We start from the raw sequence: 11,805 nt of genomic DNA on the forward strand, positions 1-11,805 counted from the left end.
TACATATCATCCGGCTTGTCCTAATTCCGTCTGCAAACGCTTAACCAACGACTAACAATACATCTTTGTAGGGTGGATTAACCGTCCACAAAGCACTTAGATCACCTGATTATTCACCATCAGGTACACCATGATTAGCAAGAATACAGCCAGAAGTGTACTGAACATACGGATCTTGCTTTGCTCAGGACCCACATCACGCTTGTTTTTCACACCTTCTGCAGCGAGTCGGAGCGGTTTACCCATAATTCCTCCAATAGCCGCAATAGCCAAGAGCAGAACAACAACGACAGCCATCCAGACATGAGAATACTCACCTTTGGTCATCAAGTAACCACCAGTAAGAAGTTGGATTACAAGTCCATACTGCGCGACTTTGTTCAAAGAACGAAGCGATGCAAAGGCTCCCTCTTGTGCTGCAGCATTCAAGGTACGGATTTTACCGACCACAAATGGCAGAATCAAATAGAATCCCATCGCCAGTGCTCCAACAATATGGAGCAAATACATAATCATTGTCAAAATTTTCATCCTCCTCAACATTTTCGGTGTGCTATACATCACATCCCATTATACTGGGGAACTTATCCAAAGAAAAGAAAACCTCCGGGTTTACCGGAGGTTTTCTTTTAGCTTCTGTTCAAAAAGTTTTCAAACTTACAGGTTTACTACCGAAATGACGTTGCGAACCGAATCAGCAGATTTATCCAATCCTGCTTTTTCTTCTGCAGTCAGGTCAAGTTCGAATATTTTCTCAATGCCGTTACCACCCAAAATGGTTGGTACACCGAGGAACAGATCATTATAGCCATATTCACCTTCAAGATAAGCGATCACTGGAATGATACGTTTCTTGTCCTTCAAAATCGCTTCGGTCATCTGAACAAGTGAAGCTGCTGGTGCATAATAGGCACTGCCATTACCCAGCAAATTCACAATCTCACCACCACCTACACGTGTGCGCTGCACGATAGATTCAATCCGGTCTGCCGGAATCAGCGTATCGATCGGAATACCTCCCACGCTCGAATAACGAACGAGGGGTACCATATCGTCTCCGTGGCCGCCAAGAACGAATCCACGAACATCTTCCACAGATACGTTCAACTCTTGCGCAATGAAGGTACAATAACGTGCTGTATCCAGAACACCTGACTGACCGATAACACGGTTTTTAGGAAAACCAAGGGTCTGATAAGCAGCATAAGTCATCGCATCCACCGGGTTGCTTAGAATAATGACGATGGAATCAGGGCAATATTTTTTCACATTTTCACAAACGGACTTCACAATACCCGCATTCGTATTGACCAGATCGTCGCGGCTCATACCCGGTTTACGGGCGATACCAGCCGTGATAATTACAATCTCAGAACCTGCAGTATCTTCGTAGTTGGAAGTACCGACGATATGACTGTCAAATCCTTGAACAGGACTTGCTTCCATCATATCGAGTGCTTTCCCCTTCGTCGGGTTCTCCAGTTGAGGAATATCAACCAGCACAACATCCCCGAGCTCTTTTTGGGCAAGCATTAATGCGGTCGTAGCACCGGTAAAACCGGCGCCGACTACTGTGATTTTTTTGCGCTGAATAGTCAAGATTCACATCTCCCCTTACAGGTTTTTAATGATTTGATCCGCGAATTCAGAACATTTCACTTCAGTAGCGCCGTCCATCAGACGTGCAAAGTCATACGTTACTGTTTTATTGTTAATGGATGTTTCCATACCTTTGTAGATCAGGTTAGCTGCTTCTTGCCATCCCAAGTGCTCAAGCAACATTACTCCGGACAGAATAACAGAACCAGGGTTCACGACATCTTTGTCCGCGTATTTAGGTGCAGTACCGTGAGTTGCTTCGAAGATAGCATGTCCTGTTACGTAGTTGATGTTCGCTCCAGGAGCGATACCAATTCCGCCAACTTGCGCTGCAAGTGCATCGGACAGATAGTCACCGTTCAGGTTCAATGTTGCGATAACATCAAATTCGCCTGGACGAGTCAATACTTGTTGCAAAGCGATATCGGCAATCGCATCTTTTACGATGATTTTACCAGCATCTTCAGCGGCTTTTTGTGCTGCATTCGCTGCATCTGTACCTTCGTTATCTTTGATGATGTCATATTGTGCCCAAGTGAATACTTTGTCAGCGAACTCTTCTTCAGCCACTTCGTATCCCCAGTTTTTGAAGGCACCTTCGGTAAATTTCATGATATTACCTTTGTGTACCAATGTAACACTCTTACGATTGTGATCAATTGCGTATTGAATTGCTGCACGTACCAAACGTTTCGAACCTTCGGAAGAAACTGGTTTGATACCAATACCGGAAGTCTCAGGGAAACGGATTTTGTTAGCACCCATCTCCTGTTGCAGGAATTGGATCACTTTTTTCACTTCTTCAGAACCTTCAGCATACTCGATTCCTGCATAGATATCTTCCGTATTCTCACGGAAAATGACCATGTCTACCAGCTCAGGACGTTTAACCGGAGAAGGTACACCGTCGAAATAACGAACAGGACGCAAGCATGTGTACAGGTCAAGCTCTTGACGCAGGGCAACGTTCAGGGAACGGATACCGCCACCGATTGGCGTAGTCAATGGGCCTTTGATCGCTACGATATACTCACGAATGGCTTCCAGTGTATCATTCGGCAACCACTCACCGTATGTATCGAATGCTTTTTGTCCAGCAAACACTTCATACCATGCGATTTTTTTGTTGCCATCATAAGCTTTTTCAACAGCTGCATCCAATACACGTTTGGAAGCTTTCCAGATATCACGGCCTGTACCGTCACCTTCGATAAATGGAATGATTGGATTACTAGGTACTTGAAGTGTACCGTTATCAATTTGGATTTTTTCGCCTTCAGTTGGGTGAGCAAATTTTTCTAATTTCATAGTTAAAATTCCTCCTAGGTTTCGTATATGCAGTATTCATCATACCACTAGTCTTGTTGAGAGAAGGGTCCTGAGAGCTTAAGCCAGTAACGCCTCTGCTTTCCAACCCTTCACCTCGTCTATATTATTATACTGTTTTTGCGGCTATTAGCGAAGTTCAATAGAAACGTATTTCTGTTCTGTAGGGCCAGTGTACTCCGCACGTGGACGAATGATGCGATTGTCCGCAAGTTGTTCCAGAATATGCGCAGTCCATCCAGACACCCGGCTGATGGCAAAGATCGGAGTAAACAATTCCTGTTCGATCTCCAGTTGGGTATATACAGAAGCAGAATAGAAGTCTACGTTAGGCTTCAGTCCTTTTTGTCCTGTTACCAGTTCCTCGATCTTCACAGACATCTCATACAAGCGCGTATCATTGTTCATCTCGCCAAGTTCCTTGGACATCTTCTGTAAATGTTTGGCGCGTGGATCACCGTTTTTGTATACGCGATGTCCAAAGCCCATGATCTTTTCACGGTTGTTCAGTTTTTCCTGAATAGCCGCTTCCAGACGATCAGGCGTGCCAATCTCATTCAACATTTTCATAACGGCTTCATTAGCACCGCCATGCAGTGGCCCCTTCAGTGCGCCAATGGCGGAAGTTACACCGGAATAGATATCCGACAGCGTAGCAACCGTTACACGGGCTGCAAATGTCGAAGCGTTTAACTCGTGATCCGCATGCAGGACAAGCGCTTGGTCCAATGCTTTTACTGCGGTCTCGGATGGTTCTTCACCAGTCATCATATATAAAAAGTTCTCTGCGATGGAAGCGCCTTCTTTTGGAGCCACAGGTTCTTTGCCCTGACGGATACGGGCGATGGCTGCCACAATCGTTGGCAACTGTGCTTGCAACTTAACGGCTTTGTTCTCATTTGCTTCCGTTGTCATCTCATCCGCTTGCTCGTCGTACAGTGCAAGTGCAGAGATCGCGGAACGAAGTGCTGCCATGGTACTGACGTTTTTCGGATACAATTGGATTTGTGCAATCAACTCGCTCGGAATCGGCGCGTAATCGCTCAGGCTTTTACGAAGGGATTTCAGTTCATCTGTTGTTGGCAATTTACCAAACCACAACAAATAGGCAACTTCTTCAAAGCTAGCATGTTCAGCCAAATCGTCGATATCGTAACCACGGTATGTGAGCACACCGTCTACAATAGAACTGATCGAAGAGGTTGTTGCAACGATGCCTTCCAGACCTTTGGTAGCTGTCATATACATCTCTCCTTTAATAAGCGAAATCAGGAACCATTCCAGAGTGTCATATAAGTGCCAAAATGCACCTATTCTCTTTTTGTAAACATTTTCATTTTAAAATTAACAAATATTTCAAACTGCGGTTTTCCTATCTGTCAATCGGTATTTACTTATAACATCATACTGGATTTTGTCGTTTATGTGAACATGATGAGAGTTCATTCGCACATCAAACTTCTTTATCGGACTGATAAAGCATTTTTGAAAGCCTTTACAAAAACAAGGTTGACATTTAATGTTTTTTAACCAATCCTGTCGTATGAGGAACTTTCTATTGCTATATTCTGTAATACTAAGGCATACTCTAGGCAAAAGAAAGAATCCCCGTAGATCTTGTTCAAAAGTCCGCTTCTGAACAAGATCTGGTAACATCCCGGCGTTTCAAAACCTTGTAAATGCTCTATATTAATTAAGATAGCCATCTATTTCTAATACTGCTTCACAGATATACATAGGTCGGCTTAATTGAAATAAGGAGAGTTGATGCTTGGATAGAATTATAATGAAACGCCTGCTCCGCGGCTTATGGGTTATCATTGCGGCCGTTCTGATCGCCGTTGCCATATACTTGCTGTTCCCGCTTTTGTACCCTTTTGCGATTGCCTGGATTATCGCTTATGCCATGAATCCATTAGTGAAACTGCTTCAGCATCGAGCACGATTCCCGCGCTGGCTGGCTGTGACTCTTTCATTGATCCTTTATTTTGGAGCCATTGCAGTGGTGTTGTCTGCGGCGATTACCCGCATGGTGAAAGAAGTCATTTCACTTACGACAAGCTTTGATCTTCATGTTGATGAGATTAAGGACACGTTTGTGCGCTGGACCCAGAATGACACCATTCAAAGTTTGACTGCGCAGATCAATGAATTTTACAAAGAAAATCCCAACTACCAGGAAACTATTAACAGCAATATTAGTAAAACTACCGAAACAGTAGGTACAGCCGTGACCGATCTGGTCACCGGATTTTTCAACATGATTCTGAGTCTGCTGACTTCCCTGCCTAACATGGGCGCGGTATTAATCGTTGTGTTGTTGTCTACATTCTTCATTAGCAAAAGCTGGACCCGGCATGGCATTACCGTATCGGGCTGGGTGCCTTCTTCCATTCGCAAGCCAATATCAGACATATGGACTGACCTTAAAAAGGCTTTGTTTGGGTATGTAAGAGCACAATTGATCATGATCTCGATTACAGCACTATTCGTCATGATTGGACTGCTTATATTGCAAGTCAATTCAGCCTTCACCATCGCTCTGATGATTGGTTTGGTCGATCTGCTTCCTTATCTGGGTGTTGGCCTTGTCATGGTGCCTTGGGCAGCATACCTCTTTATGAATGGGGATCTGTATCTGGGTATTGGCATTAGTATTATCTATCTGATCTTATTGATCGCCCGTCAGATTATTGAACCGAAGGTACTTGCAAGTAGTGTAGGGCTCGACCCACTTGCCACGCTGGTTGGCATGTTTGTGGGTTTGAAGTTGTTCGGTGTTCTGGGCTTGATTATTGGCCCTGTCAGTCTCGTGATTCTCGATGCGTTCAATCGGGCTAACGTATTACGCGACCTTAGAACGTATATCATCAACGGACGTGTCCGATGAGGCATCATCTTATGAGCACCCAGGAAAAATAGAAAAAGGCTTCGTTCAACAGAAATTATCTGCTGAGCGGAGCCTTTTCCATTATGCATAACAACTGGTGTTTCATTTCGGACGGCGATAAAACGTAATTTTACCACTTTTCATTTTTTTCTCCAGCCACCCCAGGAAGAACAGACGGTAAACCGGACGTGTTAATGGAAATACCAGTGTAAACCCAATCAGATCCGTTACAAAACCTGGAATCAAAAGCAGGAAACCACCGACAAAAATAAAAAGACCATCGACCATTTTTCTTCCAGGTACCTTGCCACGCTCCATCTCGGATCTGGCGTCCACAAGTACTTTTCGCCCTTCAAACTGCAACATTGCTATACCAATCAAGGACGTGAGAATCATGAGAAGCAATGTCTTTCCGGCTCCGATCCAGTCACTCATCAGAATAAAACCAAATAATTCAATCACCGGAATGATTAAGAGTAAAGCCCACATCCATTTTCGCATTGACGTATTACCCCTTTCCCAAAAGCCACACCTTTTCAAGCGCGCTGTATAGCTCAGAGGCTGCCTTATCCAGCCGAACTGGCTTCCAGTCCCCATTCACCCATACATGCTGGGTAGAACCTGTAACTAGCCGTTCACCGGGGAGTGATTCATCAGCTGACCATACCCGTTCTCCAATCGCCATATGCTCATCAGGTTCTTCAGACATGCGTCTTACGTCATACTCATAGTTCAGTCGCAGACCACTAAATGCAGCAATACGGGTGAAAATGATAATTTCATCATCATATCGGGCAGGCTTGTGATACTTCACATCCAGTCCGGTTACGGGAAGCAGTAACCCCTGTTCCTCCATTTTACGATATGTATACCCCATTTGGCGAATCATCTCGGTTCGACCGATTTCAAACCAATTCAAATAGTTCGCGTGGTAGACCACGCCCATCTGGTCACTTTCTTGATAGCGTACACGAAGACGTGCCGCATACCAGTTACCATTGCTCTGTTCTCGCACGTTATCGGCCTCCTTCGTTCTATCATTCATACGTGTTACATGGTTGTAAAGTGTCAATAAGATGGAAAAAAAGCAACGGGACAAGAACGCCCCATTGCTTCTTTCCTGTTGCTTCTCCATCCAAGACGCTATTAAGCGTTGTTTGGAATTTGGCTTACTTTAATCAGGTTGGTAGAACCGGAACGACCCAAAGGTACACCTGCTGTGATCACAACCAGGTCTCCTTCTTTAACAAGTCCGGATTTTACGCCGCCTTCAATTGCATTTTCGAACAAAGCATCCGTGGAATCAACCAGTCTTCCTTTGACAGGAGTTACACCCCAAGCCAGAGCCAAACGACGGGAAGTTCTATCTTCCGTAGTCACAGCGATGATTGGAGATTCTGGACGATACTTGGAAATCATGCGTGCAGTATGTCCTGATTCAGTCGAAGTAATGATCGCTTTTGCGTTCAAATCTTGAGCTTGGAGAGCAACCGATTGGCTGATTGCTTCTGTAACTGTTGTTTGTTGAGCAACACGTTGTTTCAGGTACAACTCTTGGTAAGGCAGAGCCGATTCTGCTTTTTCAGCAATACGGGACATAGTCAGAACAGATTCAACTGGGTATTTACCCGCAGCTGTCTCACCGGACAACATGATTGCGTCCGTACCGTCGAAGATCGCATTCGCCACGTCACTTGCTTCCGCACGTGTTGGACGCGGGTTACGTTGCATGGAATCCAGCATTTGTGTAGCTGTGATAACCGGTTTACCTGCAACGTTACATTTTTGGATCATGCGTTTTTGTACCAATGGTACTTCTTCCGCAGGAATCTCAACACCCAGGTCTCCACGAGCAACCATCAGGCCGTCAGACACTTCAAGGATTTCGTCGAGGTTATCGACACCTTGTTGGTTTTCGATTTTGGAGATGATTTGGATATGTCCAGCATTGTGTTTTTCAAGCAATTCACGAATCTCAAGTACGTCACTTGCTTTACGTACAAAAGAAGCCGCGATGAAATCGACACCTTGTTCGATACCAAATACGATATCGTTAGCGTCTTTTTCGGTGATACCCGGCAGAGAAATGGCAACGCCCGGAACGTTAACACCTTTTTTGCTTTTGATCGATCCGCCGTTAACGATACGGCATTTGATCTCGGTGCCTTGCACTTCCACCACAGTCAGTCCGATCAGACCGTCGTCGATCAGAATTGTAGATCCCGGTTCAACATCATTCGGAAGATCTGTATACGTAATGGAAAGACGTTCTTTGGTGCCCAGAATTTCTTCTGTTGTCAAAGTGATGTACTCGTCTTGAACCAATTCGATCGGTTCAACTTCGAGTTTACCTGTCCGAATTTCCGGTCCTTTGGTGTCCAGCAGGATCGCTACTGTTTTGTTTAACTCTTCGCATGCTTGGCGAATCGCAATGATCCGTCCGCCGTGCTCATCGAAATCACCGTGGGAGAAGTTCAGACGGGCCACATTCATACCGGCCATAATCAATTTTTTGGTATTCTCCAGAGATTCACTGGATGGACCAATGGTACATACAATTTTCGTTTTACGCATTTTGGGTTTCCTCCGATTTTAAAGGTATTACTCTTTATCTATTTTTCTTTTTCCAACTATTAAATTTACTATACTTTTGCTCATTTGTATAGGAAATTCGTCACATTATTCAGCATTTCCCGACAAATTACTCGCAACATCGACTTCTACAAGCTCTTGAGGGGCTTCAATTGATGCTTGAGGTTCAAACGTGACCGATCCAATTTTACGGAATTTCTCATAACGATCCTGTTTCAGCTGATCCCCGCTCCAACCCTTCATATCGTCCAGATGACGGACCAAGGCTTCACTGATGAAAGCAGCAGACGCTTCATAATCCCGATGAGCACCGCCGCGTGGTTCAGGGACAATCTCTTCAATGACTTCCATCTCGAGCAGGTCTTTGGCTGTTATTTTCATTGCTTCAGCCGCCTGATCTGCCTTGGATGCATCCTTCCAGAGAATCGAAGCAGCGCCGTTCGGAGAGATTGCAGAATAGATCGCATGCTCCAGCATCAACACACGATTACCCACAGCCATAGCGAGGGCACCGCCGCTTCCACCTTCGCCGATGACCACAACAATAACAGGAACCGATAGCTTCGCCATTTCCATCAAGTTGCGAGCAATCGCTTCCGATTGACCTCTCTCTTCTGCAGTATTACCCGGATACGCCCCTTTAGTATCAATAAACGTAATAATAGGACGGCCAAATTTGTTCGCTTGTTTCATCAGACGCAGTCCTTTTCGGAAACCTTCTGGATGAGCGCTGCCGAAAAAGCGGGCGATATTATCCTTCGTATCTTTCCCCCGCTGTTGCCCGATTACCGTTACTGTCTTTCCATTCAACTTGGCAAGTCCGCCAACAACCGCAAGATCGTCTCCGAACATGCGATCACCGTGCAGCTCAATGAAGTCTGTAAATATCAGCTGAATCAGGTCCAGCGCCGTTGGGCGCTGCTGATGACGGGCCAGATGCATCTTCTGAGCTGCTGTTATGCCAGTGTAGATCTCTTCTTCAAGTCTATGGTAACGTTCTTCCAGGCGGGCAATCTCGTCCGTAAAGTCGATGCCTTTTTCCTGTCCAAACTGTACGAGTTCATCAATCTTTTTGCGCATCTCAACCAGAGGCGCTTCATATGGCAACTCACCCGCCATTTAGACCCCTCCTTTTTCACTATGCATATCCAAAAGCTTGCCAAGAGTGGCCCGAAGTTCTTTCCGGTGCACAACCATGTCCAACTGACCATGTTGCATATTAAATTCAGCCGTCTGGAAATCATCAGGTAACTTCTGACGGATCGTCTGTTCGATAACAATTCTGCCGGCAAAACCAAATACAGCGCCAGGTTCGGCAATATTAATATCGCCCAAGCTCGCAAAACTTGCCGAGACTCCACCTGTCGTTGGGTCCGTAATGACCGAAATGTACAGCCCGCCCTGTTCATCCAAACGGGATAAAGCTGCGCTTGTTTTGGCCATTTGCATGAGGCTGAGAATACTCTCTTGCATCCGGGCACCACCTGATGTTGAGAAAATAATCAATGGCAACCGTTTCTCTGTGGCATGCTCAATGGCACGGGTAATTTTCTCCCCTACAACAGAACCCATGCTGCCTGTGAAGAAATCAAAGCTCATGACAGCCACAACTACAGGCAGGCCATCAATGGTTCCTTCCCCTGTAATTACCGCTTCCTTCAGACCCGATTTCAGACGCTGTTGTTCCAATTTGTTGCTATATCCAGGAAAGCCAAGTGGATCAACCGATATCATATCAGCATCAAACTCAACAAATCCTTGATCATCGAGTACCATAGCAATGCGCTCCATAGCGTTAAGACGCATATGGTAACCGCAGGCAGGACATACTTTCAGATTTTTCTCCAATTCCTTGCTATATTGAATGGTGCCGCATTTGCTGCACTTGTTCATAAGCCCTTCAGGTATTTCACGTTTTGGGCGTTCTAGGACTTCCTGGCCTTCGCCGGGAAGTGCACGCTCGGAAGGTATGGTAGCGTACTTCCGTTTCTTCTGGAATATATCTTTGAACACAACTACACCTCTCCAGCCGTTGATTTGATGGCCGCAACCTGCAGAGCGCTGCTTGTGGCAGCTTCATCCGCGTGTTACGGTAAACCGCTTACGACCCACACGCTGCCATGGGCCTTGTCCAGCATTCACAACAAAAAAATCCGCCGGTACAGGGCAAGGATCACCGGCTTCTGTCAGCACGATTGATGTTACCTGCAAAAACCGAAAGATTGTTGCGCCGATGTTTGAATCTATCTTGGTAGGGTCTCCGGGAGCAACCAGGTCGGTCCTTGTCCTAACAAAAAAAGAAGGAAGGACAGCAGCATACAATACATGCAAGTCGATTCCTCTCTCCGCTTACGCGATTAGTCCCTTATGTACCGATGGTACTTCTTCATCTGCCAAGGCACGTTGATGTCGAACGAATCAGGAATGCAGAATGGAATTCAGCACTTCCTGGACCTCTTCCAATTCCCCAGAAGGGACGCGAATCTCAAATTGCTGCTTGGATAAACTGATGGGACGGGTCTGTACCAGAAAACCTTCTTCCGAAAGCTTGGTCTTGATCTTGTCCGCAACCTTTGCTGTCGGCGCAATGTAAATCACCGTCCACATGCCTTGTCCGCCCCCTAAGCTAATGTTCAGAGCCCGTATATTGGACTAATGATAACATACCTCACTTTTTTTCTGCAAGAAAGGGTTCGGGACCTTTGGGGAGAATTTGGGATCATGAGGGACATTAGTCCCCCACGAATAACTCATATGGTTGACGAAATCTTCTTGTTCTTACCTCTTCCATAAGCAGCCGCAAGCTTATCAGGGCAGCCTCGGCCGCCCTTGATGACTTCATATGAGCCATTGGAGTGACAACAGCATATAAGCATGGAAATACAGGGGGCTACAGGTCTGAGGGGTATTTTTTGGCTTTAATATTTTTGTGTGCAATCCGGGCAGATGCGGCAGCCGCCACCCCTGCGACCAGATCATCCAAAAAGACATGAATGGCTGTTGTGTGTTCGTTCAAATCATGAATTACACCTATTTTTTCTTTATCCAGATAACCAAAGCTGGTTAAACCGATCATACCATACACATGAGTAATGCCGAGGGCCAGAGTCTCGTCCACTCCATACAGGGATTCATCCGCTTCCATAATAGCCTGTAACGGTTGGGGCAAGAGTTTTTTCTCCGCAAGTTCGTCGAGAGCAATACCGGTATAGAGCGTATATTGCACCTCTCGTTTCTGCAGAACGGATTTCACGCTGGTTACACAGTCGTCCAAGGTCAGTTCGGGGTGGTACCCTTTTTGCAGACGGTATACAATTGCTGCGATTGCATCAATCCGTACACCCCGCCGGGCCAGCATGGCTTCTACGATTTCATATGACATATCTCGACCTCCCGCA

General features: G+C 45.7%; 13 protein-coding genes. 1 reads left to right on the forward strand and 12 read right to left on the reverse strand.

All coding sequences use genetic code 11. The annotated features are described in order from the left end of the window. Positions 1-96 precede the first annotated feature (96 nt). The 4 genes from BLS69_RS14190 to citZ form a co-directional block, all read right to left on the reverse strand. Positions 97-522 (reverse strand): hypothetical protein, encoded by a 426-nt coding sequence (locus tag BLS69_RS14190; RefSeq protein ID WP_017689485.1) that lies wholly within the window; start codon positions 520-522, stop codon positions 97-99. A 135-nt stretch (positions 523-657) separates the two neighbouring features. Next, positions 658-1,599 (reverse strand): malate dehydrogenase, encoded by a 942-nt coding sequence (gene mdh / locus BLS69_RS14195; RefSeq protein WP_036609827.1) that lies wholly within the window; start codon positions 1,597-1,599, stop codon positions 658-660. 15 nt (positions 1,600-1,614) lie between these two features. After that, a complete protein-coding gene (gene icd, locus BLS69_RS14200; RefSeq protein WP_076330335.1) occupies positions 1,615-2,907 on the reverse strand; it encodes an NADP-dependent isocitrate dehydrogenase in 1,293 nt (430 codons plus the stop codon). 147 nt (positions 2,908-3,054) lie between these two features. Then, a complete protein-coding gene (citZ, locus tag BLS69_RS14205) occupies positions 3,055-4,167 on the reverse strand; it encodes a citrate synthase (protein ID WP_091032543.1) in 1,113 nt (370 codons plus the stop codon). Between the two features lie 529 nt (positions 4,168-4,696). On the opposite strand from citZ, the gene ytvI reads away from it, so the two are divergent. Then, the gene (gene ytvI, locus BLS69_RS14210; protein ID WP_091032547.1) at positions 4,697-5,815 is read left to right on the forward strand and encodes a sporulation integral membrane protein YtvI; all 1,119 of its coding nucleotides are present in this window, start codon (positions 4,697-4,699) and stop codon (positions 5,813-5,815) included. A gap of 102 nt (positions 5,816-5,917) precedes the next feature. Here the strand turns inward: ytvI and BLS69_RS14215 are convergent, their stop codons facing one another. The 8 genes from BLS69_RS14215 to BLS69_RS14250 all read right to left on the reverse strand — a co-directional run bounded on the left by BLS69_RS14215 (position 5,918) and on the right by BLS69_RS14250 (position 11,789). After that, positions 5,918-6,316: an FxsA family protein gene (locus BLS69_RS14215; protein ID WP_091032551.1), complete on the reverse strand. Its 399-nt coding sequence runs from the start codon at positions 6,314-6,316 to the stop codon at positions 5,918-5,920. Positions 6,317-6,323: 7 nt separating this feature from the next. Then, positions 6,324-6,830: an acyl-CoA thioesterase gene (locus BLS69_RS14220; RefSeq protein WP_256332299.1), complete on the reverse strand. Its 507-nt coding sequence runs from the start codon at positions 6,828-6,830 to the stop codon at positions 6,324-6,326. 131 nt (positions 6,831-6,961) lie between these two features. Beyond that, positions 6,962-8,389: a pyruvate kinase gene (gene pyk, locus BLS69_RS14225; RefSeq protein ID WP_017689492.1), complete on the reverse strand. Its 1,428-nt coding sequence runs from the start codon at positions 8,387-8,389 to the stop codon at positions 6,962-6,964. A gap of 105 nt (positions 8,390-8,494) precedes the next feature. Beyond that, positions 8,495-9,526 (reverse strand): acetyl-CoA carboxylase carboxyltransferase subunit alpha, encoded by a 1,032-nt coding sequence (locus BLS69_RS14230; protein ID WP_091032554.1) that lies wholly within the window; start codon positions 9,524-9,526, stop codon positions 8,495-8,497. Beyond that, positions 9,527-10,420: an acetyl-CoA carboxylase, carboxyltransferase subunit beta gene (gene accD, locus BLS69_RS14235; RefSeq protein WP_036609844.1), complete on the reverse strand. Its 894-nt coding sequence runs from the start codon at positions 10,418-10,420 to the stop codon at positions 9,527-9,529. A gap of 63 nt (positions 10,421-10,483) precedes the next feature. Further along, positions 10,484-10,738 (reverse strand): hypothetical protein, encoded by a 255-nt coding sequence (locus tag BLS69_RS14240; RefSeq protein ID WP_036609848.1) that lies wholly within the window; start codon positions 10,736-10,738, stop codon positions 10,484-10,486. Positions 10,739-10,825: 87 nt separating this feature from the next. Continuing rightward, positions 10,826-11,014 carry a hypothetical protein gene (locus BLS69_RS14245; protein ID WP_017689496.1) on the reverse strand — a complete coding sequence of 63 codons (189 nt, stop codon included), beginning with the start codon at positions 11,012-11,014 and terminating at the stop codon, positions 10,826-10,828. 283 nt (positions 11,015-11,297) lie between these two features. Continuing rightward, positions 11,298-11,789, reverse strand: a complete 492-nt coding sequence (locus tag BLS69_RS14250; RefSeq protein ID WP_036609851.1) for a phosphatidylglycerophosphatase A family protein — start codon at positions 11,787-11,789, stop codon at positions 11,298-11,300. Positions 11,790-11,805 lie beyond the last annotated feature (16 nt).

This window comes from Paenibacillus sp. CF095 (assembly GCF_900101225.1).
Taxonomy (GTDB): Bacteria; Bacillota; Bacilli; order Paenibacillales; family Paenibacillaceae; genus Paenibacillus.